The organism is Gordonia sp. 'Campus' (assembly GCF_022206305.1).
Lineage (GTDB): Bacteria > Actinomycetota > Actinomycetes > Mycobacteriales > Mycobacteriaceae > Gordonia.
This window is the reverse complement of the sequence record NZ_JAKOIW010000003.1, coordinates 173,244-196,290: the sequence shown is the minus strand read 5'-3', so window position 1 is coordinate 196,290 and position 23,047 is coordinate 173,244. Positions and strand designations below refer to the sequence as shown.

24 protein-coding genes and 1 pseudogene are annotated in these 23,047 nt (G+C 66.6%); 16 read left to right on the top strand and 9 right to left on the bottom strand.

Translation table 11 applies throughout. The features are described 5' to 3' along the window. Positions 1 to 19 precede the first annotated feature (19 nt). Positions 20 to 856 carry a DUF1542 domain-containing protein gene (locus MAY35_RS04600; protein ID WP_238419603.1) on the bottom strand — a complete coding sequence of 279 codons (837 nt, stop codon included), beginning with the start codon at positions 854 to 856 and terminating at the stop codon, positions 20 to 22. 193 nt (positions 857 to 1,049) lie between these two features. Here MAY35_RS04600 and MAY35_RS04595 point away from each other — a divergent pair, with 193 nt between their 5' ends. The 8 genes from MAY35_RS04595 to MAY35_RS04560 all read left to right on the top strand — a co-directional run bounded on the left by MAY35_RS04595 (position 1,050) and on the right by MAY35_RS04560 (position 8,574). Continuing rightward, positions 1,050 to 1,253: a zinc-ribbon domain-containing protein gene (locus tag MAY35_RS04595; RefSeq protein WP_238419805.1), complete on the top strand. Its 204-nt coding sequence runs from the start codon at positions 1,050 to 1,052 to the stop codon at positions 1,251 to 1,253. Positions 1,254 to 1,339: 86 nt separating this feature from the next. Further along, positions 1,340 to 2,845, top strand: a complete 1,506-nt coding sequence (locus MAY35_RS04590) for a YdiU family protein (RefSeq protein ID WP_238419602.1) — start codon at positions 1,340 to 1,342, stop codon at positions 2,843 to 2,845. After that, positions 2,842 to 3,234, top strand: coding sequence for a TraR/DksA C4-type zinc finger protein (locus MAY35_RS04585; protein ID WP_238419601.1), 393 nt, complete (start codon positions 2,842 to 2,844; stop codon positions 3,232 to 3,234). The genes MAY35_RS04590 and MAY35_RS04585 overlap by 4 nt, the downstream gene beginning before the upstream one ends. Before the next feature lie 385 nt (positions 3,235 to 3,619). Beyond that, positions 3,620 to 4,642, top strand: coding sequence for a ribosome small subunit-dependent GTPase A (rsgA, locus tag MAY35_RS04580; RefSeq protein ID WP_238419600.1), 1,023 nt, complete (start codon positions 3,620 to 3,622; stop codon positions 4,640 to 4,642). 86 nt (positions 4,643 to 4,728) lie between these two features. After that, positions 4,729 to 5,772 (top strand): NAD(P)-dependent alcohol dehydrogenase, encoded by a 1,044-nt coding sequence (locus MAY35_RS04575; RefSeq protein WP_238419599.1) that lies wholly within the window; start codon positions 4,729 to 4,731, stop codon positions 5,770 to 5,772. 104 nt (positions 5,773 to 5,876) lie between these two features. Beyond that, positions 5,877 to 6,602, top strand: a complete 726-nt coding sequence (locus tag MAY35_RS04570; protein WP_238419597.1) for a 1-acyl-sn-glycerol-3-phosphate acyltransferase — start codon at positions 5,877 to 5,879, stop codon at positions 6,600 to 6,602. 77 nt (positions 6,603 to 6,679) lie between these two features. Continuing rightward, entirely contained in the window at positions 6,680 to 7,750 is a 1,071-nt protein-coding gene (locus MAY35_RS04565; RefSeq protein WP_238419595.1) for a YihY/virulence factor BrkB family protein, read from the top strand. A gap of 5 nt (positions 7,751 to 7,755) precedes the next feature. Then, positions 7,756 to 8,574 (top strand): DUF1206 domain-containing protein, encoded by an 819-nt coding sequence (locus MAY35_RS04560; protein ID WP_238419593.1) that lies wholly within the window; start codon positions 7,756 to 7,758, stop codon positions 8,572 to 8,574. A gap of 62 nt (positions 8,575 to 8,636) precedes the next feature. Here MAY35_RS04560 and MAY35_RS04555 read toward each other — a convergent pair whose 3' ends face one another. From MAY35_RS04555 to MAY35_RS04530, 4 genes are all read right to left on the bottom strand, one after another. After that, complete coding sequence (locus MAY35_RS04555; RefSeq protein ID WP_238419591.1) at positions 8,637 to 10,169, bottom strand: NAD(P)/FAD-dependent oxidoreductase; 1,533 nt, start codon at positions 10,167 to 10,169, stop codon at positions 8,637 to 8,639. 118 nt (positions 10,170 to 10,287) lie between these two features. Further along, positions 10,288 to 12,075: a thiamine pyrophosphate-requiring protein gene (locus MAY35_RS04550; RefSeq protein WP_238419589.1), complete on the bottom strand. Its 1,788-nt coding sequence runs from the start codon at positions 12,073 to 12,075 to the stop codon at positions 10,288 to 10,290. Beyond that, the gene (locus MAY35_RS23420; protein WP_245403622.1) at positions 12,045 to 13,307 is read right to left on the bottom strand and encodes an FAD-dependent oxidoreductase; all 1,263 of its coding nucleotides are present in this window, start codon (positions 13,305 to 13,307) and stop codon (positions 12,045 to 12,047) included. The genes MAY35_RS04550 and MAY35_RS23420 overlap by 31 nt, the downstream gene beginning before the upstream one ends. Positions 13,308 to 13,332: 25 nt before the next feature. Further along, complete coding sequence (locus tag MAY35_RS04530; protein WP_238419588.1) at positions 13,333 to 14,127, bottom strand: PfkB family carbohydrate kinase; 795 nt, start codon at positions 14,125 to 14,127, stop codon at positions 13,333 to 13,335. 164 nt (positions 14,128 to 14,291) lie between these two features. Here MAY35_RS04530 and MAY35_RS04525 point away from each other — a divergent pair, with 164 nt between their 5' ends. The 6 genes and pseudogenes from MAY35_RS04525 (at position 14,292) to MAY35_RS04500 (ending at position 19,364) form a co-directional block, all read left to right on the top strand. After that, positions 14,292 to 15,440, top strand: a complete 1,149-nt coding sequence (locus MAY35_RS04525; RefSeq protein WP_238419804.1) for a zinc-dependent alcohol dehydrogenase — start codon at positions 14,292 to 14,294, stop codon at positions 15,438 to 15,440. Positions 15,441 to 15,449: 9 nt separating this feature from the next. Beyond that, positions 15,450 to 16,028, top strand: coding sequence for a hypothetical protein (locus MAY35_RS04520; RefSeq protein ID WP_238419587.1), 579 nt, complete (start codon positions 15,450 to 15,452; stop codon positions 16,026 to 16,028). Beyond that, positions 16,015 to 16,155: pseudogene (locus MAY35_RS04515) on the top strand (uracil-DNA glycosylase family protein); the annotation flags it as partial. The gene MAY35_RS04520 and the pseudogene MAY35_RS04515, both read left to right, overlap by 14 nt. Before the next feature lie 147 nt (positions 16,156 to 16,302). Further along, positions 16,303 to 16,740, top strand: coding sequence for a nuclear transport factor 2 family protein (locus MAY35_RS04510; protein ID WP_238419586.1), 438 nt, complete (start codon positions 16,303 to 16,305; stop codon positions 16,738 to 16,740). Between the two features lie 155 nt (positions 16,741 to 16,895). Continuing rightward, entirely contained in the window at positions 16,896 to 18,251 is a 1,356-nt protein-coding gene (locus tag MAY35_RS04505; protein WP_238419585.1) for an NAD(P)H-binding protein, read from the top strand. Between the two features lie 105 nt (positions 18,252 to 18,356). Then, positions 18,357 to 19,364, top strand: a complete 1,008-nt coding sequence (locus tag MAY35_RS04500; RefSeq protein WP_238419584.1) for a YihY/virulence factor BrkB family protein — start codon at positions 18,357 to 18,359, stop codon at positions 19,362 to 19,364. Positions 19,365 to 19,404: 40 nt separating this feature from the next. On the opposite strand, the gene MAY35_RS04495 is transcribed toward MAY35_RS04500, so the two are convergent. The 3 genes from MAY35_RS04495 to MAY35_RS04485 all read right to left on the bottom strand — a co-directional run bounded on the left by MAY35_RS04495 (position 19,405) and on the right by MAY35_RS04485 (position 20,717). Beyond that, positions 19,405 to 19,725: a multidrug efflux SMR transporter gene (locus MAY35_RS04495; protein ID WP_238419582.1), complete on the bottom strand. Its 321-nt coding sequence runs from the start codon at positions 19,723 to 19,725 to the stop codon at positions 19,405 to 19,407. Between the two features lie 2 nt (positions 19,726 to 19,727). After that, on the bottom strand, positions 19,728 to 20,072 hold the full coding sequence (locus MAY35_RS04490; RefSeq protein ID WP_238419581.1) for a multidrug efflux SMR transporter: 345 nt from the start codon (positions 20,070 to 20,072) through the stop codon (positions 19,728 to 19,730). Between the two features lie 180 nt (positions 20,073 to 20,252). Next, a complete protein-coding gene (locus MAY35_RS04485) occupies positions 20,253 to 20,717 on the bottom strand; it encodes a DoxX family protein (protein ID WP_238419580.1) in 465 nt (154 codons plus the stop codon). A 114-nt stretch (positions 20,718 to 20,831) separates the two neighbouring features. Between MAY35_RS04485 and MAY35_RS04480 the strand changes: the two genes are divergently transcribed. Further along, on the top strand, positions 20,832 to 21,314 hold the full coding sequence (locus tag MAY35_RS04480) for a MarR family winged helix-turn-helix transcriptional regulator (RefSeq protein ID WP_238419579.1): 483 nt from the start codon (positions 20,832 to 20,834) through the stop codon (positions 21,312 to 21,314). A gap of 29 nt (positions 21,315 to 21,343) precedes the next feature. Here MAY35_RS04480 and MAY35_RS04475 read toward each other — a convergent pair whose 3' ends face one another. Further along, the gene (locus tag MAY35_RS04475) at positions 21,344 to 22,177 is read right to left on the bottom strand and encodes a helix-turn-helix transcriptional regulator (RefSeq protein WP_238419578.1); all 834 of its coding nucleotides are present in this window, start codon (positions 22,175 to 22,177) and stop codon (positions 21,344 to 21,346) included. A 100-nt stretch (positions 22,178 to 22,277) separates the two neighbouring features. Between MAY35_RS04475 and MAY35_RS04470 the strand changes: the two genes are divergently transcribed. Then, positions 22,278 to 23,042 carry an SDR family oxidoreductase gene (locus MAY35_RS04470; RefSeq protein WP_238419577.1) on the top strand — a complete coding sequence of 255 codons (765 nt, stop codon included), beginning with the start codon at positions 22,278 to 22,280 and terminating at the stop codon, positions 23,040 to 23,042. Positions 23,043 to 23,047: the final 5 nt, after the last annotated feature.

The following is a 23,047-nucleotide window of genomic DNA, read 5'->3' as shown; positions in this document are numbered from 1 at the left end:
GACCAGCCAGAGCCGGGCCTCAGAAATCGAAGCCGCCACCGCCGAAGTCGCCGAACCCGTCTCCGCCACCGCCAAATCCAGCGTCGCCACCGAACCCACCGTCGCCACCGAACCCGCCGTCGCCACCGAACCCGCCGTCTCCGCCGCCGTCTCCGAAGTCGCCTTCACCGGCGGCATCCCCGCCATCGAGGGCTCCCGCGTCGGAGGCGTCACCCGCTCCGCTCTCGAATCCCTGGGCGTCGTAAGGGACCCCGGCCATGCCGGAGAACATCGCCGAGAACAAGAACATGGATCCGAGTCCCCACGCGCCGGCCACGAGAGCCGGCTTCCACCACGGCTCGGAGTACCAACCGGCAGGTACCGGTCGACCGGCGACACGACCACCGGGGTAATAGTTCGGCGTCCGTTCCGACGGTGTCGGCGACGCCGCCACCTGTCGGCCCTCGAAGTCGACCTCGCGTTCCTCGGTGACCGCTCCGGCGCTCCGCTGACCGTCGAGCTCGGGAATCGCCGGACCGGGATCGAGGTTCATCGCGGTGCGGGCGGCCCGGATGTAGTACAGACCCTCGATCGCAGTCTGCTTGGCCAGTCGGGCCTGCGCAGGCGAATTGGCCTGTTCGATCTGCGAACCCGCGGCAGTGTAGCGCTCACCGGCGTCGGCCAGTGCTTGCTTCGACGCGGGTCCGTCACCGACGAGCATGAAGACCTGACCACCGAGCCGCTCGATCGCCTGCCGCGCATCGGCCTTCGCGTCGTCGAGCGTGCGGGCCGCCGATACGCCTGAGCGCCGTTGCGCGATCACCACCACGCCGACGACCACCAGAACGATGACCGCGATCAAGATCAGTCCATCCATGCCTACCTCCAAGCTCTTCGGTGTCCGACGATCAGCACGGCGACGACGGGCCCGTACCGGCAAACCGGACACTCTCGAGCGTACCGACGCCGGAGATTCGCCAGACGGGGCCGAGGTGGCGAGACGTGACGGGCGTCGCCGCGAGCGGAGCGAAGTCGAGCAGGCCGCTGCGGCGTCTCTCTACGATGATGGGGTGTTCTTCCTCTTCGGCTACGGCCGCAAACAGCAACGACTCGGTGCCGGGCAGACCCGAACGTGTCCGCGTTGCCACAACACCACCCAGTGGACTCGCATGCGCGAGTTCACTCAATTCACCGTCTTCTTCATCCCGATCGCCCGGTGGGGCCGCAAGCAGTTCGAGGCCTGCGGTATCTGCGGGACGGCCGTCGCGATCTGACCACGTCGTCGACCGCGAGCACCATCGTGTGAGGCCGCGTCGTTCCGGGCGGTTTGCCGACCGTCGAACTGGTTACTCTCGACACTGTGGCTGCCCCCGACTCCCCCGCCCGCATCAGCACCGCGATCAGCGGGTTCACCCGCACGTTCGCCGACGCGCTGACTCCGCTGACCGTGCCGTGGCGAAGCGCGGACGCACCTGATCCCACGCTCCTCGTGCTGAACGAGCAACTCGCCGAGTCCTTGGGACTGGAGGTCGAGGCACTCCGCTCCGACGACGGCATCGCCATCCTGTCGGGCGCAGCGGCGCCGGCCGACGCGACGCCCGTCGCCACCGCGTACTCGGGTCACCAGTTCGGCGGGTACACACCGCTGCTCGGCGACGGCCGCGCGCTGCTTCTCGGCGAACTCGTCGACACCCACGGAACGCGGATCGATCTGCAGCTCAAGGGGTCTGGGCCCACGCCGTTCTCCCGGGGTGGTGACGGGTTCGCGGTGACCGGCCCGATGCTGCGCGAGTACCTCGTCAGCGAGGCGATGAACGCACTGGGTATCCCGACGACCCGGTCATTGTCGGTCGTGGCAACCGGACGAGGCGTGCAGCGCAACGGGATCGAACCCGGCGCGGTGCTGGCCCGTGTGGCGGCCAGCCATCTGCGGGTCGGGACCTTCGAGTACGCGGCCCGCAACACCGACCTCGTCCAACCGCTCGCCGACTACGCGATCACCCGGCATTACCCCGAACTGTCGGAGATGCCCGAGACCGGCGGCGGCAATCGTTACCTGAAGTTCTTCGAGGCGGTTCTGGAACGCCAGGCGCAGCTCCTGTCCGATTGGATGCTCGTCGGCTTCGTGCATGGCGTGATGAACACCGACAACACCACCATCTCCGGCGAGACCATCGACTACGGCCCCTGCGCCTTCATCGACGCCTTCGACCCGTCAGCGGTCTTCAGCTCGATCGATCACGGCGGGCGATACGCATTCGGCAACCAACCCGTCGTCCTGAAGTGGAACCTCGCCCGATTCGCCGAGACTCTCTTACCGCTGGTGGGACCGAACCCCGACGAGGCCATCGCCGCGGCGACCGCAGCACTGACGACCTTCGACACCCGCTACGACCGCCACTTCATGGCCGGGATGTCCGCCAAGATCGGACTCTCCGAAGCCTTCACCGACCCCGAGCTGATCGATGACCTCCTCACGCTGATGAAGGAACATCGCGCCGACTGGACCACCACGTTCCGCGCACTGGCCGACGACCTTCGCGGCGACGACGTGCCCATCGCCAGTGCCGTACCGCGTGAGCACATCGGGCCCTGGCTCGAGCGCTGGCGCTCATCCCTGCAACGCATCGGCCGGCCGCCGCAGAGGACCGCCGAGGCGATGGACCGCGTCAATCCGCTCTACATTCCGCGAAACCACCAGGTGGACGCGGCACTGCGAGCCGCAACCGATGGAGACATGGAGCCGTTCGAGCGCCTGCTGGAGGCTGTCACGCGTCCCTACGAGCGACGCACCGAGTTGGCCCACTACGCCGCGCCGGCCCCTCAGGCCTTCAGCGACAGCTTCCAGACCTTCTGCGGGACATGACGTCTTCGGACGGCGCGGATGCATCCGACTCCCCGCGGTTGTCACGGGATGCCCTGACGGCCGAACGTGCTCGGACGGCCGCGCTCATCCATTCGCTGTCGTCGCGGCTGGATGCCGTGATCGAGGCGACCGCGGATGCCGCCGCGGACGACGAACACGACCCCGAGGGATCGACCCTGGCCGTCGAACGCGGCCATCTGGTGGCGCAACTCGAACGTTCTCGGGTGCGCCTCGACGAGATCGACGCAGCCATGGAGCGCCTCGGGCACGGATCGTACGGTCGATGCGAGACCTGCGGCGTTCCCATAGATCCCGAGCGTCTCGAGGTCTTACCGGCGGCACGGCAATGCGTCGACTGCGCAGTCCGGTATCCGATGCGGCGATGGTGAGCGTCGCGACCGCTGGGTGACCGCGCGATATGTGCCCGGAAAATGGGGCGCGCCGGCGAGCCCGTCAGTGGTAGCGTCGCCCACGCCTGACAAACAGTCGACAACGAAGACATCGGAGGTGAGTCGATGACCGTCATGGATCGCACGTGTGTGCGCTGTGCCCGAATCATCCTCATCCCCAGGGCCCTCATTCCAGGCGTCGCAGCCTGATTCGCGCTCGACCCCACCGCCTCGGTGGGTCGGAGACGCCTTGCGAGCCGGGCCCGCTCCGACGAAGGTCTCTACGTTGACTCACTCCGACACCCCCTCATCCAATTCCTCGTCTTCACCGGTTCCCTCTCGCCCGTCGCCGACTCCCACTCCCGCCGAACTCGGGTGGGATGACATGCGAGATGAGGCGTTCGGCCCGTTCCGGGCCGACGGTCTCGTGCCCGGACGGGTCGTCCGCGCCGAACGCGGATTCTGCGATGTCGTCGCCGACGGCCGGCGCCTCCGAACGGCACTTGCTCCGCACTCGGACGACGACAACATGACGCCCTGCACCGGCGACTGGGTTGCCGTGCGACCCCCGACCCCGACGGTCGAGGCGGCCGTCGTCCGAGTACTCGACCGCCGCACCGCGGTTGTCCGGGCGACCGCGTCGCGTAACTCCCGGGTGCAGGTGCTGGCGGCCAATGTCGACACCGTCGTGGTCGTCGCCTCGCTGGCAGATCCGATCACACCCGGCCGGATCGAACGGATGCTCGCCCTCGCCTGGGAGAGCGGCGGCATGCCGGTGCTCGTCCTGACCAAGGCAGACCGTTGTAGCGATGTGCCGCAAGCCTTGTCGGACGTGACGGCGGTGGCGCCCGGCGTGGAGGTCGTCGTGACCAGTGCCGTCACCGGCGACGGATTCGACGCCCTGGCGGCCACCCTGCGAGGCACCGTGGTGCTCATCGGCCCATCCGGTGCCGGGAAGTCGTCTCTCGGCAACCGGTTGCTCGGTGACGAGATCCTGCCGACGAACGCGGTGCGTGAGTCGGATGGCAAAGGTCGACACACGACCACCTGGCGGGAACTGGTGCCGCTCCCTCGGGGCGGGGTGCTGCTGGACACCCCCGGACTCCGCGGCGTGGGCCTGGCGGATGCCGACGACGGCATCGACACCGTCTTCGCGGAGATCACCGAACTGGCCGCACGCTGTCGGTTCACCGACTGCGCACACGCCGGCGAACCCGGTTGCGCCGTCGTGGCGGCCATCGAATCCGGCGCCCTCCCCCGCCGTCGCCTCGACAGCTATCACCGTCTGCAGCGAGAGAACGAGTACGCGGCGTCCCGCTCCGACGCGCGCCTGCGGGCCGAGCGGGAACGCCGCAGGAAGCAGATCTCGCGAATGCAACGAGCCATGTACCGGTCGGATGGGCGCTAGATGCCGCAACGTATGCGAGCTTCACCATGTGCGGGTAGACCGGAGGAGGGGTCGACACGGACGACAGAAATGAAAGGTCTCATTGCATGAAAGCCATCCAGATCGTCACACCAGGTCAAGCTCCCGAACTGCGAGAAGTGGACAAGCCGACCCCGGGCCCCGGTCAAGTGCTGCTGAAGGTCACCGCAGCCGGCGCCTGCCATTCCGACGACTTCGTGCTGAACATGCCCGCCGAGGGCTTTCCTTATCCGCTGCCGATGACCCTCGGTCACGAAGGCGCAGGTGTGGTGGCAGCTGTCGGCAGTGGGGTCACCACGCTCTCGGAAGGAACCTCGGTCGCCGTGTACGGGCCGTGGGGCTGCGGCGTGTGCCACTTCTGTTCGCGCGGTCTGGAGAACTACTGCCCCCGCGCGGCCGAACTGGGCATCGCGCCGCCCGGCCTCGGCAAGGAGGGTGCGATGGCCGAGTACTTGATCGTCGACGACGCACGCCATCTCGTTCCGCTCGGCGACCTCGACCCGGTCGCCGCAGTGCCGCTCACCGATGCAGGTCTGACGCCCTATCACGCGATCAAGCCGTCGCTCGGGAAGCTCGTCGGTGGCACGACGGCGGTGGTGATCGGCGCCGGCGGGCTCGGCCACATCGGGATCCAACTGCTCCGGCATCTCACTCCAGCACGGGTCATCGCGCTCGATGTGAGCGAGGACAAGCTGAGCTTCGCCCGGGAGGTCGGTGCCCACGAGACCGTCCTCAGTGATGCGGATGCCGTCGCCAATGTTCGCAAGATCACCGGAAATGAAGGCGCCACAGCTGTATTCGACTTCGTCGGACTCCAACCGACCATCGACACGGCGATGGGGATCGTCGGCACGATGGGCGATGTGGTGATCGTCGGTATCGGCGACGGTGTGGCCGCGGCGAAGGTCGGGTTCTTCTCGCAGCCCTACGAGGTCTCGGTCCGGGCTCCCTACTGGGGTGCGCGCGACGAGCTCATCGAGGTCCTCGATCTGGCGCGCGATGGCGTTCTGGAGGTCGCCGTCGAGAAGTTCTCGTTGGACAACGGGCTCGAGGCGTACCGGCGACTCGCCGCGAATGAACTGCGTGGCCGCGCCGTGGTGGTCCCCGACTGAGTTCTTCGACCGAGGTCTTCGTGACCCGGGTCTTGGTGACCCGACGACGCCACGGTCGGCCGAACCGGCCGTGGTCCGCACGAACCTACGGTACCGTAACTTAGGTGGACGTCACCCTCCCCGACTCTCGAGCGGTATACGAGCACTACCTGTCCCATCAACAGAACCGGACCCGGGCTCGGATGATGTACGGGTTGCTCGCTGCGCGCATCCGGCCCACGGTCCGCCCGGCCGATCGGGATGCCCTGATGCGTGCCGTGCGGGGTGGTGCGCCGCTGCTCATCGCCGCCAACCACGTCTCCGATCGCGATCCGTTGGTACTGGCGGCAGCCGGATTCCGGTCTCCCCTGCGCGCCCGGATCGGGCGCATGCGGGTCCTGGCGAAGGACGAGCTGTTCGAAGAGCCTCGACAGCGCCGGAAGATCGACACCCTGGGCGGGATCCCGGTCTTCCGGACCAAGGATCACGGGATACGAGCCGCTGCGGACGCGGGACGCCAGATGATCGGGGTCTGCGTCGAACGGATGGCACGCGGTGACAGCATTGCCGTCTTTCCCGAGGGCACATGCAACGAGGTCGACCCGAGACACGTGCAGAAGCTCGGAACAGGGATCGGGCACATCGCACACCGCGCTCTGCGGAACGGTACGCAGGTGTGTCTGGTGTCGGCGGGCATCGCCTACCCGGGCGACCGCCGTGCCCCCGTGGTGACCCTCGGCGCTCCTGTCGACCTGATGCCGCTGGTGCAAGAAACCCCGGCGGCCATCACGCGCAGGATTCAGGCAGACCTCCAAACCACTGTGGATGCGGCCTTTCGCATCGCCGGATGATGCCAGGTTGAGCGTCGGACAAGGCGTCGCCCACCGCGGAAAGTTTGGCGTCGACGTCCCGGGGTTATGACCCTGGGGTGAAGCGCGAAGACGATGCTCCCCCAGTCGACAAGGACGTACGCGACGATCCGGAGTCCGCGGACCCGGACGATCCGCGTAAGCCCGACTCGCCCACCGACCTCACCAAACCGTCGTTGTTGTTCGTCCTGCGGAAGACGGCCCGCGAGTTCTCCCGCGATCAGTGCACAGATCTGGCGGCAGCCCTCACCTACTACGCGGTCCTGTCACTGTTCCCCGCTCTTCTCGCCCTGGTGTCACTGCTGGGCGTGTTCGGTCAGGGAGAGAAGACGACAGACGCCGTGTTGAAGATGGTCGACGACCTCGGTCCGTCGTCGGCGGTGGACACCCTGCGAGGTCCGATAGAACAACTCGTGTCCGCACCGAGCGCGGGCTTCGCACTCGTCCTGGGCCTGGCCGGCGCGCTCTGGTCTGCGTCGGGGTACGTCGGTGCATTCGGTCGGGCGATGAACCGCATGTACGAGATCGACGAGGGCCGTCCGGTCTGGAAGCTACGTCCGCTCATGCTGCTGGTCACCTTCGTGGCGCTGGTTCTCGCGGCGGCGGTGGCGCTGATGCTCGCGGTCAGCGGACCCATCGCGCAGTCCATCGGCGACGCGATCGGCCTCGGTGACACCGCGCTGACCGTGTGGAACATCGTCCGCTGGCCCGTGGTGCTGATCTTCGTGATCCTGATCGTGGCCATCCTCTACTGGGCAACACCCAATGTGCGCCAGCCGAAGTTCCGCTGGATCAGTGCCGGGGCGGTGCTGGCCATCGTCACGTGGATCGTGGCGTCGGCCGCCTTCGCCCTGTACGTCTCGAACTTCGGCAATTACAACAAGACCTACGGCGCACTGGCCGGCGTGATCGTCTTCCTGCTGTGGTTGTGGCTGACCAACCTGGCGTTGCTCTTCGGGGCGGAATTCGACTCCGAGCTCGAGCGCGGCCGGCAACTCCAGGCCGGGATGCCTGCCGAAGAGCACCTGCAATTGCCTCCTCGAGATACCAAGGCGTCGGACAAGAACGACGAGAAGGACCGCAAGTTCGTCGAACAGGCGCGAGAACTCCGCAACCAGCGGGGAGAATGAGCGAGATGACCCACAACCAGGTGACCGGCGCGGTCGACCGCGCCACCGACAGCCCGTGGTTCGAGCGGTTGGCCCGCGCCGGGCACGCCGTCAGCGGTGTCCTGCACCTGCTGATCGCCTATATCGTCTTGCGAATCGCGTTCGGCGACACCGGAAATGCCGACCAGTCCGGCGCCCTGGGCATCTTCGCGGACTCATCGGGCGGCCGGGTCGTGTTGTGGATCGCGGTGGTGGCCTTCGCGGCGCTCGCCCTCTGGCGGCTTGCCGAGGCGATCGTCGGCCCGCATGCCACCGAACCCGGTCAGGACAATGACGGTGCCGAGCAGTGGTTCGACCGCGGCAAAGCGCTGTCGCTTGCCGTCGTGTACGTCGGGTTCGCGTGGTCGGCCATCCGATTCGCGACCGGTCAGGGCAAGTCGAGCGGCCAGGAGAACGCCGGACTCACCGCGCGGCTCCTGCAGTCGGGCGGTGGAAAGTTCGTTCTGGTGGCCGCCGGACTGATCATCATCGGTGTGGGGATCTACCACGTCTACAAGGGTGCGAGCCGCTCATTCCTCGACGATCTCAAGATCTCGGACGACAAGGGCGCCACCCTTGCCGGGATCATCGGCTACTGCGGAAAGGGTGCCGTTCTGGTGGGCACCGGGATTCTCGTCATCGTCGCGGTCGCGACTGCCGACCCCTCGAAGGCGACCGGTATCGACGGTGCGGTGAAGTCTCTGGCCGGGCTACCCGCCGGCCAGGTGCTGATGGTCGCCGCGGCAGTCGGGATCGCCGCCTACGGCGTCTACTGCTACTGGCTCGCTCGGTTCGCCCGGATGTGACCACCGAGCCCGCGTCGTCCCGGAATGGGTCCGAGTCGGCCCCATCCGGGCACGCGGCCCGCTCAGATGTGCGTCTCAGCCGGGGTCCGTGAGCGGTCTCCTGCTCCCGAGAACCGGAGATTGTCGTCGACGACGCTGCCCCGGAACAGTCGTCGATCGGTGTAGTAGCTCATGGACATGACCCACGGGGCCTCAGGACCCTGCTTCGGCAAGGTGTCCAGCGCTCGCTGGACATATCCGGCGCCGAAGTCGAGCAGCGGACGGGTCGGCATCGACGGATCCGCTACCGCCCAGACCGTGTCATGACCGTGAGAGTCCATGTGCGCGAGCAATTTGCAGAAGTACTCGCACAGCAGGCCGATCTTCAGCGTCCACGAGGCATTGGTGTAACCGATGGCGAGCGCGAAGTTCGGGACGCCCGACAACATCATTCCCCGGTAGACGACGGTGTCGGGCAGAAACACGGGATCACCGTCGACGCTGAGGTCGATACCGCCGATGATCTTGATGTTGAGGCCGGTGGCGGTGACGATGATGTCGGCCTCGAGTTCCTGGCCGCTCTCGAGCAGGATGCCGTTCTCGGTGAAACTGTCGATGCGGTCGGTGACGATCGACGCCGTGCCGGACCGGAGGGTGCGGAAGAGATCCGCGTCGGGAACAACACAGAGGCGTTGATCCCACGGGTTGTATGGCGGTTTGAAGTGCTCGTCGACGGGATATCCGGCCGGGAGCTGTGACTCGTTGATCTTGCGGATCAGCCGTCGAGCGACCTTCGGGAAGCGCTGACACAGTTCGAACAGGATCCGCTGCTGCGCGACGTTCTTCTGTCGTGTCAACGCATAGCCGCGTTTGTCGCCGAGGACCTTCTTCAAGGTGTTGGCGATCGCGTCCTCGCGCGGCAACGGGATGATGTAGGTCGGTGTGCGCTGCAGCATGGTGACGTGCGCAGCTTCCTCCGCCATCGCCGGTAGCAGGGTCACCGCGGTTGCCCCGCTGCCGATGACCACCACTCGCTTGCCTGCGTAGTCGAGGTCTTCCGGCCAGTGCTGTGGATGAACGATCTGACCGCGGAACCGCTCCTGCCCCGCGAACTCTGGTGCGAAGCCCTTCTCGTAGTCGTAGTAACCGGATCCGCAGAAGATCCATCTGGCGCTGATCTGGACGCGCTCCGGCTCGTGTCCGCTCCCGCCCTGATCGGTGTCGGTGCGTTCGGTGTCGGTGCGTTCGATGTCGACGAGCCAGCGGGCCCTCTCGGAGGACCACGCCGCCGCCACGACCCGGTGGCCGTACCGGATCTTGCCGGCGAGCTCGTTCTCGTCGATGGTCTCGTGCAGGTAGTCGAGGATGCGCGGTGCGTCGGCGATGGCCTGTTTGTCGGTCCACGGCTTGAACTCGTAGCCGAAGGTGTGCAGATCGGAGTCGGATCGGATTCCCGGGTAGCGGAACAGATCCCAGGTCCCGCCCGCGTTGTCGCGAGCCTCGACGATGATCATCGACTTGCGGGGATGCTCGGTTCGCAGGTAACGCGCTGCACCGATGCCGGAGATGCCGGCCCCGACGATCAGCACATCCACTTCCTCAGGCGTCGTGGCCACCCGGTTCTCCTCTGCTCGACGACATACGTGCTGTGTCCAGGATGCACCACCTCGGAATCCATGGGTACGGACCGGGGCGGGATGACACCGGCCCGCACCGTTCCCGCCCCACTCGCCGTCAGTCCGTGCCGGGACGGAACCGCCCGATGCTCTGCTTGGCCACGTTCTCGACGACGGACGACGCGTCCTCGTCGCCCTTGAGGAGGGACTTCCCGAGGGCCAGGACCTGCTCGCGCGTCGTGTGTGGTGGTATCGGCGGCACCGTGGGATCGCACCGGACATCCAGCAGGGCAGGCCGGTCTGCCGACAACGCGGTGTCCCACGCGGCACCGAGGTCATCGGGGTTGTCGACGTTGATCCCGACGAGTCCGATGCTGCGAGCGAACGCTGCGTAGTCGACATCGGGAAGATTCTGCGAGGGAGCGAATTTCGGGGACCCGGACATAGCCCGCTGTTCCCAGGTCACCTGATTGAGGTCGTTGTTGTGCAACACGGCGACGACGAGGCGGGGGTCGGTCCACTGCCGCCAGTAGTGGGCGACGGTGATCATCTCGGCCAGCCCGTTCATCTGCATCGCCCCGTCGCCCTCGAAGGCGATGGCGGGCCGGGACGGATGTGCCCACTTGGCACCGATGGCGTACGGGACAGCAGGGCCCATCGTGGCGAGCGTCCCCGACAACGAACCACGCATCTCGTTCCGGAACACGATGTGCCGCGCGTACCAGTCCGCCGCGGTGCCGGAGTCCGCCGTCACGATCGAGTCAGCGGGAGCCCTCGCGGAGAACTCGTGGAAGATCCGCATCGGGTTGATCGGGTCCGCGTCGGTCATCGCCTGCTCGGTTGCCGTCGCCCACCACTGTTCGACCGCGGTTTCGACCTCGTCCCGCCACGTCCGGTCGCTCTTGGTCTCCAGCAGCGGGATGAGGGCCTGCAGCGTTGCCCGGGCGTCGCCGACGACGTTGAGCTCATTCGGATATCGCATCCCGATCGTCTTCGGCGAGTGATCGATCTGAACTCCTCGTGCCTGACCGAAGGACGGGAGAAATTGCGAGTACGGAAAGTTCGACCCGACGGTGAGCAGGGTGTCGCACCCGGTCATCAGGTGGTGACTCGCCGTCGTCCCGAGCAGCCCTATCGATCCGGTGACCCACGGCAGCGTGTCCGGTAAGACGTCCCGCCCCAGCAGCGCCTTCGCGCACCCGGCACCGAGTGCGTCGGCGACGGCCGTCAGTTCGGAAACGCAGTCCTTGGCGCCCTGCCCCACCAGCATCGCCACCCGCTCGCCCGCGTTGAGGATCTCCGCTGCCTGCCGGATCGCCGCGGCGTCAGGTGCCTGCGTCGGACGCGTCATCCCGAAACTGGACGGCACCTGCTTGAAGGCCTGCTGCGGCGGCTCGTAGTCCAGATCGAGCACGTCGGAGGGAAAGATCAGCGCGGTGGGCGCCCGCTCGGCGACAGCGACGCGGATGGCCCGGTCGATGAGATTGGGAATCTGCTCGGGCACCAAGCACATCTGGACGAAGTCGCTGCAGACGTCTTTGTACAGCGCCAGCATGTCGATCTCCTGCTGATACGCACCGCCCATCGCCGAACGTTCGGTCTGTCCGACCAGCGCCACCACCGGCACATGGTCGAGCTTCGCGTCGTACAAGCCGTTCAGCAGATGGATGCCGCCCGGGCCGCTGGTCGCGGCGCAGACCCCGACCTGGCCCGAGAACTTCGCGTACCCGACAGCCTGGAACGCACTCATCTCCTCGTGACGCGACTGGACGAACTGCGGGTCGTTGCCGGCGCGGTCCCACGCCGAGAGCAAACCGTTGATGCCGTCTCCGGGGTAACCGAAGATCTGGCGAACCCCCCACTCCCGCAATCGGTTCAACACGACGTCTGCAACGGTGTCGGACATGGCACTCCTCGACGGTGGTGGCTGGTGGCGCCGTCGCCGACACCGTGATCTCGCACGACTACCCGCAGGACGCCACTCTGACACCACGCGCCGCCCCGACAGCGAGCGAGTCCGGGTCTCAGACCGTCGGGTCCCCCTGGCGGGGGTCCCCCAGGCGGTCGCCGGGACCGAACCCGGCCGGAACCCGTCCCTCGACCACGGTCCGTGCGAGGGCTTCGCCGATGACGGGCGCATGTTTGAACATGTTGTGGCCAGCCACCGCGACGACCGATCCCGTGCGCCAGATGGCCATACCGTCGTCGCCCCACGGCAGCCTCGTCACCCAGCAGTGCACGGTCTCGAGCGGGGTGGGATCGAGACCGGGCAGTGCGGTTGTCACATACCGCGACGCCGCAGTTGCCAGATCCCCGAGCCTGCCCCCATCGACGATCGCTCCGTCGTCGAGGGCGTCGACGTCGTCGGCAATCCCCAGGCCGTAGGCCGACCGGTCGGGGTACACCGCGGCATAGACACCTGCGGCACCGAAGCAACCGCTGGCGTCCTGCAGCGTCGGAAGCCGAAGTGTGTTGTCCCGCACTCGAAAAGACACGCGAACGTGCGCGCCCAGGCGCAGCGGGAGCATCAGGCCCACTCCGCGTGCGAGCGCCGCGGTCCCGCCCCGCACACACCACGACTGTGCCGTGTTTCCCCAGTGTGGTGGGTGTCCGGACGGAGACGGCGTCACCGTCCTGGTGGACGGCGATGACCTCCTCGTGGACGAAGTCGTCGCGAAACCTGTTCGCGAGCCCGGATATCGCGGCTCGGGTGTCGATGGAACCGCCGCGGACGTCGAGCATCGCCTCACCGTCGTACTCCGCGAGCACCGGCAGGATCTCCAGAAGCGACGCGGGGTCGAGCGATACGACTTCCACGCCGGCGCGTTCGAGAATCGCGTGTCGATCGGTGACCGCGCCGCCCAGTGCGACGGCACCGTCGGAGGAGATCAGTGGGGTTGGGGTGCCTAGGTAGTCGGACCACTCGTCCCATTGATGGCGTGCTCGAACGGCCAGCTCGACGAGTCTCGGGTCGTCGTGTGCGTGGCGGAAGATGCGGGACTGCCCGGCCGACTGGCCGTACCAGGGCCGGCCCGACTCGTAGAGAGTGACCGAAAGACCCTGTCGGGCAAGGTGATATGCGGTTGACAGGCCGATGATCCCGGCGCCGACGACCGCAGCGTCGGAGGTTGTGGACATGGCCACACGCTACGCCCGTGGCGGGTCAGCGCGCGCCGTGCCAAACCGCGTCGAAGGGGGCGCGAGAGGCGAGGCGCCCGACGATCCCGTCGTGGGTGAACTGCTTGGCGGTCCGGATGGCGTCCAGCACGTCGGCGCCCTTCGTCAGTTCCGCGGTGGTCGCGGCCGCGAACACGCAACCGGCGCCCGACACGCGTTCGTCGCCCACCTTCGGCGCCCGCAGCACGGTCACGTCGGTGCCGTCGAACGCGACGTCGACTGCGTCATCGCCGGGGAGTCCGACGCCACCTTTGACGACCACGACGCCGGGGCCGAGGTCATGGATGCGGCGGGCGGCCTCAGCGAGGTCATCGACCGAGGTGAGCTCGTCCATCCCGGCGAGTGTGGCCGCCTCGAAGAGGTTGGGCGTCACCACGGTGGCCAGCGGCAGGATCTGCGAGCGCAGTGCGTTGTCGGTGTCCAATCCAGCTCCGGGCTCCTGGCCCTTGCAGATGAGCACCGGATCGACGATGACGTGTCGCCACCGCCGGGACGCCAGGGCTTCGGCCACCGTCGCGATCGTCGCCGGGGTGCCCAGCATGCCGATCTTGACCACATCGGGTTCGTGGGCCGCGGTGGCCACCTCGATCTGGTCCGCGATCACCGCCGGGTCGATCGGCACAAAACGATGACCCCAACCCGCCTTCGGGTCGAAGGACACGATGCACGTGATCGTCCCGACACCGTAGGTGCCGAGCTGTGCGAACGTACGCAGATCGGCTTGGATACCGGCACCCCCGGTCGCCTCGGACCCGGCAATCACATAAGACACCACTGACATCGACGGTCCTCTCCCGGGGCGGTCTCGTACTCGGGTTACTTTTGTACACCTCATTCCGAGGCTCGACGAGCCCGCATGCGGGGGTGGCAACCGACCCGGCCACCTCGCCACCAGGTTTGTCGATGTGACGCGAGGGTAAGCCTTCGCGCATGAGTGCTGACACCATGCGGGCGATGGTCTACCGCGGTCCCTACAAGGTCCGCGTCGAGGAGAAGCCGGTGCCCCGCATCGAGCACCCCAACGACGCGATCGTCCGGGTGACCCATGCGGCAATCTGCGGGTCCGACCTGCATCTGTACCACGGCATGATGCCCGACACCCGTCCCGGAATGACCTTCGGGCACGAGTTCATCGGCGTCGTCGAATCGGTCGGGGGTTCGGTGCGCAACCTCGAGGTCGGCGACAGGGTCATGGTGCCGTTCAACGTGTACTGCGGAACGTGCTACTTCTGCGCCCGAGGCCTGTATTCCAACTGCCACAACGTGAATCCGAACGCGACGGCGGTCGGGGGCATCTACGGGTACTCGCACACCTGCGGCGGCTATGACGGGGGTCAGGCGGAGTTCGTCCGTGTTCCGTTCGCGGATGTCGGTCCGACCATCATCCCGGACTGGATGGACCCCGAAGACGCCCTGCTCCTGACGGACGCGTTGTCCACCGGATACTTCGGTGCACAGCTCGCCGACATCCGGCAGGGCGAGACCGTCATCGTCTTCGGAGCCGGTCCGGTCGGCTTGTACGCGGCGCGGTCGGCATGGTTCATGGGCGCCGGCCGGGTGATCGTCATCGATCACCTGCAGTACCGGTTGGACAAGGCGGCGCAGTTCGCGCACGCCGAGACATACAACTTCGCCGAGTACGACGACATCATCGTCCACTTGAAGAACATCACCGACAACATCGGTGCCGATCGTGTGATCGACGCCGTGGGCGCCGAGGCCGACGGCAACTTCCTCCAGCATGTGACCGCCGCGAAGTTCAAGTTGCAGGGCGGCTCCCCCATCGCTCTGAACTGGGCGATCGATTCGGTGCGCAAGGGTGGCACCGTCTCGGTCATGGGCGCCTACGGGCCGATGTTCAGCGCGGTGAAGTTCGGTGACGCGATGAACAAAGGGCTGACGCTGAACATGAACCAATGCCCGGTCAAACGGCAGTGGCCCCGCCTGTTCGAGCACATCCAGAACGGCTACTTCAAGCCGAACGACATTGTCACCCATCGCATCCCGTTGGAGCACATCGCCGAGGGCTATCACATCTTCTCCGCCAAGCTCGACGACTGCATCAAACCCATCATCGTGGCCGACGCCGGCTGAGGAGGACCCATGCCCGCCTATCCCGCAGACCGACCCAACGACCCCGACACCTCCGCCCTCGTCGATCGGATTCCCGGCTGGGGTGTCGACTCGGACCCCGCCGATCGTCCCGCCTTCCCGCAGGAACTCGCGGTGGGCCCGGCGCCCGGCGTCCACTGGGAGGTGCCCGAGGACCAGCCGGAACGATGGCCGCGCGAGAGGTCGAACGAACATGCCTTCCTCACACCGGTTTTCGGCACCTCGACGCCGCCACGTGGCCTGTCCGGAGTGATCCGGCGTTCCGCGTACCGCTTCAGTGAAGCGCGTGCGGCACATTGGCTCATGTTGTTGGGAGCCGATCGGGTGGCGTCCGTCGAGGCCCACCTTGTGTCGCTGGCCACCGGACGTCCCGACAATCCGTTCACCGAGACGGGCATCAAATCCGAACTCAGCCACCACGGTTGGTCGTCACGCGTCGGTCGCAAGCGCGTCGACAACAATCACGCCTGGATCGACCCACTCCTCGTGGGCGGGCCATGGGTGATCACCGGCGCCGTCGCCGGGGTCGCCGTTCGGCGGGCGGTTCGATCGCTACGACGAACCGGCTGACCAGGAGGACCGCTCGGGGCAATTGTTCGTCGGACCGGCCGGGACACTGTTCGACCGCGCCCTGGAGGCCGCCGGCATCGACCGCGAGACCACCTACGTGACGAATGCGCTGATGCAAGTCAGGTTCACCGAGTAGCGGGTCAGAGCGACGGATCATATCTCCGTTCCCCGACGCATGTCTGGACGGCTGTCTATAGTGCCGACAGAGCGGGGCGACGCCGGTACGGGATGTACCCGCGTCGCTGCGTCGCCCCAGTGTTCGGACAGGAGAACGATGGACCTGCAGGAGATCAGTGATCGGTTCGGCATCGCGGACACGTTGTCCCGGTACTCGCGGGCGGTCGACACCAAGGACTGGGGGCTGTGGCGATCGGTGTTCACCGACGACGCGACGGTCGACTACACCTCCACACCGTTCGGACAAGCGGGTCATCGCGACGAGATCGCTGCATGGCTCGAGGAGAGTTTCGCGTTCGTGTCGGTCAGCCAGCACTTCATCACCAACATCGAGTACACCTTCGACGGCGACCGCGCCGAGGTGCGAGCCATGTTCTTCAACCCGATGCGGTTCGTCGGCATGAGCGAACTCAGCACGTGCGGCGGCAACTATCACCACTCGATGGTCCGCACTTCTGAGGGATGGAAGAGCAGTCGACTGCTCGAGGACTGCCAGTGGTTCGAGAACATGCCCGGCGCGACGGACGGGAACTGACGGCCGGCCCGTGGGCAAGGACCGACGGCGACCCGCAGGCTCATCGTTACACTTCCGTGGCCGGCCGGGAACGATCGTGCACCGACCCGCTGCATAACATCTCCCGCTCGGGATGGCACTCCTAGATTGGAGACACCCGAGCGTCAAGGAGTGAAGTGAGCGAGTCTCTGACCTGCCTGGTCACCGGTACGACCGGCTACGTGGGGGGTCGACTTGCGCCTCGCCTCCTGGAGCGTGGTCACCGCGTACGAGCCCTGGCCCGAACCCCGTCCAAGCTCTCCGACGCCCCGTGGGCGAAGGAGGCCCACGCCGAGGTGGTCCGCGGTGATCTCTCGGACCGGGACTCACTGATCAAGGCGTTCGCGGGTGTCGACGTCGTCTATCACCTCGTGCACTCGATGAGTACCGACTCGGACTTCGCCGCCGAGGAGCGTCGCTCGGCCGAGAATGTCGTGGCCGCTGCGAAGCACTGCAAGGTCTCCCGGATCGTCTACCTCGGCGGGCTCCACCCCACCGGCACCGAGCTCTCCGAGCACCTCGCGTCCCGCGCCGAGGTCGGGGACATCCTGATCGACTCGTCGATAGAGACGGTCGCACTACAGGCGGGCACTCTCATCGGCTCCGGTTCGGCATCCTTCGAACTCATCCGTCACCTCACCGAGCGGCTACCCGCGATGACCACGCCACGGTGGGTGCACAACAAGATCCAGCCGATCGCCGTCGACGACGCGCTGCACTACCTCGTCGAGGCGGCCACCGCCTCGGTCCCGTCGTCGAGAACGTGGGACATCGGTGGGCCCGACGTCCTGGAGTACGGCGACATGATGCAGGTGTACGCCGAGGTTGCCGGCCTCCGCCCACGGGTGATGGTCGTGCTCCCCTATCTGACGCCCGCTCTGGCCAGTCGGTGGGTGCGATTCGTGACCCCCATACGCGGCAAGATCGCACGGCCGCTCATCGAATCGCTCGAGTGTGATGCGGTGTGCCGTGATCGTGCGGTCGACGCGATCATCGACAGGCCACGGGGCGGACTCACGCCGTATGCGCTGGCCGTCGCCCGCACCCTCGAGCGATCGCAGCGCGGTGATGGCGCGGCACCGTGGACGAACGCATCCCCGGACATCTCGGCAGCCGAGCCCATCCCCACCGACCCGGCCTGGGCCGGCGAGGAGATGTTCGAGTCGACCACCCGTCGGACCGAACGGGGCACGGCGTCGACGGTCTGGGACGACCTGCGGGCCACGGCACGACGACGCGGCGAGATCGTCGATGCCCGACGGCCCGAGTTCCTACGGGTTCGGTTGTCCGACACGAAGTTCGGTCGTGCTTACGTCGATCACACGGTGGTCGAGAGTCGTGGGTCCCGGACCACGGTAGACATCGTCACCACCACCCGCTATTTCCCGCGCGGTCTGGCCGGACTCGTCTATTGGCGGGTGGGGTCACCTCTCCGAGCCCTCGGCGTGCCCGGGTTCGACCCGTTCCGTGAGGAACCGGCCCGCCGCGCGTGACGTATCCGGCCAGTCACGAGGGATACAGTCGCACCAGCAGTCCTCGCGCACGGGCTCAGCACACGAGGACGGTGGGAGCGGGATCGTCGACAAGGAGGTAACCGGATGTCCTTGACCGAGCGCGTCGACCGATTCCAGCGGCGTCATCCGGCCACCGGATTCCCGCTTGCCGTCATCTACAAATTCGTCGACGACCAGGGTGCCTATCTCGCGGCTCTGTGCGCTTACTACGCCTTCATCTCGCTGTTTCCGTTGCTCCTGCTCTTCGCGACGATCCTCGGGATCGTGCTCGCGGACAATCCATCGCTGCAGGAGAGCATCCTGGACTCGGCGATGAGTCAGATCCCCGTCATCGGAAGCCAGCTCGAAGAGCCCGAGAAGCTCAGCGGCGGTGTCACCGCCATCGTGATCGGCGTGGTGGTGTCCCTGTACGGCGGATTGGGTGTGGCGGTGGCGGCACAGAATGCCATGAACACGATCTGGGCGGTCCCGCGCAACGAACGACCGGATCCCATCTTCGCGAGGCTGCGCGGGCTGCTGCTCCTGTCGACCATCGGTGTCGCGGTCATCGGTCTGACCATCGTGAACGGCCTCTCGGCGGCGTTCGAGCTCGGCATCGTCGGCAGGTGGCTGGCGATTCTCGGGTCGGTGGCCCTCAGCACCCTCGTGTTCACCGTGGCCTTCCGAGTGGGCACGGCTCGCAATGTGTCGGTGCGGGATGTGCTGCCGGGCGCGTTCGGAGCCGCCGTCTGCTGGCAGGTCATCCAGACCTTCGGTGCCGTGTACGTCCAGCACGTCATCGGGAACGCGAGTTCCACCAACGGTGTCTTCGCGATCGTCCTCGGGCTTCTCGCCTTCCTGTACGTGGCGTCGATCGTCATCGTGATCTGCCTGGAGGTGAATGCGGTCCGGGTCGACCATCTCTACCCGCGTTCCCTGCTGACGCCGTTCACCGACAACGTCAGTCTCACCGAGGGAGACGAGGCGGCCTACGCCGCCCAGGTTCTCGCCCAGCGCAACAAGGGGTTTCAGGAGATCGACGTGTCGTTCGACAATCCGCGCGACAACAACGAGCCCGAAGGTCGACGCGACACCCCGGTGGATCAGGGCTGAGTCGAGAGTTCCGACGCAGCAGTGCCGCAGGGCGGCGGTGTCAGTGGAGCGCGCCCAGCTCGACCAGTAGGACGCCGAGGATGATGATGCCGATGCCTGCCACCATCCGACGGTTCAGTCGCTCGCGGAACAGGAAGTGAGCCGCGACCGCGGTGACGGCCACGCCGGTGGCCGCCCAGATCCCGTACGCGACCCCGAGCGGGACGCCGTTGCGCAGTCCCAGGGTCAGGGCGGCGAACGCCACGGCGTATCCGACGACGACAACGGCGTAGAACCGCGGTCGGCCACCGGCTGCGGCACGTAACGCCAGCGTGCCGCTGACCTCGGCGATGATCGCGACGACGAGGAAGACGTATCCCACGGTCACACCTCGCCGGGGTCGGATTGTCCCGACGGCCGGTGTCCGGTCTCGACGAGGACCACGCCGACCATGATGCAGGCGATTCCGATCCCCATCAGCACGGTGAAGGACTCACCGAAGATCCGTGTCGCCAACGCTGCGGTGAGGGCGACACCCGACGCCGACCAGATTCCGTATGCCGCACCGATGCCCATGCCTCGCTTCAGGACGGCGGCCAGCAGCACGAACGCGACCGAATAGCCGACGACCACCACGACGTACAGCGCCGGTACGTCCTGAGAACCCTTCAGCGACAGAGTCGCCGCGACCTCGGAGAAAATCGCGCCGATCAGCATCAACCAGGTCATGTCCCTCACCCATCGACGGAGGCGGCGTGCTGCCGAACCACTATCGTGCCCGCAGGCTCAACGACGACGCCTGCCCTCGGACTGTAGGCGATACCGCCTGAGAGTCGATACGCGCCGCGCAGATACACCGAGACCCCGCACACGCGGTGTGCGGGGTCTCGAGGTTGTGTGATTGTTCCCTCAGCGGGACGCACCGGCGAGGTCGCGCGACCGCGCATCGTCGGTGGCGAGCCAGCCCAGCTTGGTCCCCAATGCGGCGTCGACGCTGAACCGGCCCGCGCCGACGACCGCCAGCAGAAGGGAACCGGCTGCGAGTGCGAGGACGAATTCGTATCCGCCGTCGGAGACCCAGATTCCGCTGTCGACGTGGGCGATGAACAGAGCGCCGACCATGTCGAGGACGAACAGTGCGGCGATGATCGGGGTCAGCAGACCGGCGATCAGGGCGATGCCCCCGAGGATCTCGAGCCACGTGACCACGAAGGCGGAGAACGACGCGGCGGGAACACCCATCGCGTCGAATCCGGTTTGCGGTCCCGACCACCCGTTCTGCTGGAACTTCTGCAACCCGTGCGCCAAGAAGATCACGCCGAGCGCCACGCGTCCGATGAGGATGCCCGCGCTGCGGACGAGGGGGTTGGTCATGACAAAGCCGCCTTAACTGCGAGTGATGTGACTTGATGAATCAAGTGAAGGCTAGTGGCTGACACTTGATGCGTCAACAACGACGGAGCTGTTCACTTCGGATACACTGCGCAGATGCCCACTGCGCCCGAGCCGAGGTGGCTCGATGACGAGGAGATGGATGCCTGGATCCAGATGGCGACCACACTCGCGCATCTGCCCCATGCACTCGATGCACAACTCCTGCGGGATGCTCAGATCACGCACTTCGAGTACGAGGTGATGTCCGCGTTGTCGGAGGCGCCTGAACGCACCCTCAGGATGAGCGAGCTCGCCGAGCTCTCCTACGGTTCGTTGTCGCGCCTGTCGCATGTGGTCGGACGGCTAGAGAAGCGAAACTGGGTGCGCCGGCACCCCTGCCCGGAGAACGGACGGTTCACCAATGCCGTTCTCACCGAGGCGGGTTGGGAGAAGGTCGTGGCGACGGCTCCCGGTTATCTCGCGAATGTCCGCGAACTCGTCATCGACCGGTTGACACGTGCGCAGCTCCGCCAGCTCTCGGCGATCGGCCGCCGGATCAACGTTCGGCCGCCCGGGTCGTCCTCACCTTCGTCCTGACCACATGAAGTGGTCGTCGCCGCGGGGGTTCAGAGCTTCTGCGTCCCTATGACGTTCAACAGCTCGATCTTGCCCGCCGCATCGGTTCGCGGGGCCGCGGTCAGGACGAGCAACACCTGCGACTGGTCTTCGGTGAACAGTGCCTGGCAATCGACTTCGATGGCACCGAGTTCGGGATGCAGCAGGACCTTGTGATCCTCGAAGCGCCGACTGACGATGTGGGTATCCCACAGGTCTGCGAATTCGCCACTGCGTCGGATGAGTTCGTCGACCATCGCCCCCGCTCGTGACGACGCGCCCATCGCCCCGTACGCGGCGCGCAGCGAGGCGACCTGGGCGCGGCTCTGCCGATCGTGGTCGTCCCGCGGATACAGGCCGCGCGTATCGGGGTCGACGAACCATCGGTAGATGGCGCTGCGCTCGAAACCCGTCAGATGTTCGACGTCACCGAACAGCGCTCTCGCGCAGTCATTCTGGGCGAGCGTCTCCCCCAGTGCGGACAAGATCAGCGCTGGTGTGTCCGTGAGACGGTCGAGGACTCGGCGAAGGCCCGGTGCTATGTGGTCCGAACCGGCGACCCGGTCGGGTGCGCTGTGCCCGGCCACGCGGAACATGTAGTCGCGCTCGTCACCGGTCAATCGCAACGCTCGGGCGAGTGCGGTCAGCATCTGTGTGCTGGGTTGCGGACCGCGACGCTGCTCCAGGCGCGTGTAGTAGTCGGTCGACATCGCCGCGAGCTGCGCGACCTCTTCGCGACGTAGTCCGGAGGTGCGTCGGCGGGCACCCGGCGCGAGACCAACATCCGACGGTTGCAGCGAGTGTCGTCGGCTCACGAGAAATCCGGCGAGTGCATCACGGTCCACCAGGCCAGTATCGCGTGGCCGTCGCAGCCCAGCCAGGGATCTGCGATCCCCCGATGTGCACGCTCTGGATGCGGGCGGCACATCGCTCGACACTGAGCGCATGAACATCACCGGAAACACCATCTTCATCCCCGGGGCCACCAGCGGAATCGGTCTGGCTCTCGCTCTGCGCTTGCACGACAAGGGCAACACGGTCATCGTGGGAGGGCGTCGACGCGAACTGCTCGCGCAGATCGAGACCGAACATCCCGGGCTGCACACCATCTCCATCGACACGGCCGACCCCGAGAGCATCACCGCGGCCGCCGCGGCGGTGATCTCCGAGTTCCCCGACCTCGACGTCCTGATCACGATGGCCGGCATCATGCGTACCGAGGACTGGAGCTCACCCGCCGGGTTCCTCGAGACCGCCGAGGCGACCGTCACCACGAACCTCCTCGGCCCCATCCGCCTGATCGCGGCGTTCATCGATCACCTGCGGTCGCGGCCGGCCGCCACGATCATGACGGTGTCCTCCGGCCTCGCGTTCGTTCCGCTCAGGGTCACACCGAGTTACAACGCCACCAAGGCCGCGATCCACATGCTGAGCGAATCGCTGCGACTGCAACTCGCCGACACTTCCGTGGGCGTCGTTGAGTTGGTGCCGCCCGCGGTGCGGACCGACCTCATGCCCGGCCAGCGCGACAGCGACTTCGCCATGCCACTCGACGAGTTCGTCGACGAAGTCGTCGAGATCCTCGACACCCGGCCCGACGCCACCGAGATCCAGGTGGAACGCGTCAAGTTCCTCCGCTACGGGGAGGTTCGCGGAAACTACGCAGACGTCGTCGCAACGCTGAACAGCCTCGACCCTCACGGCTCGTAGGCACG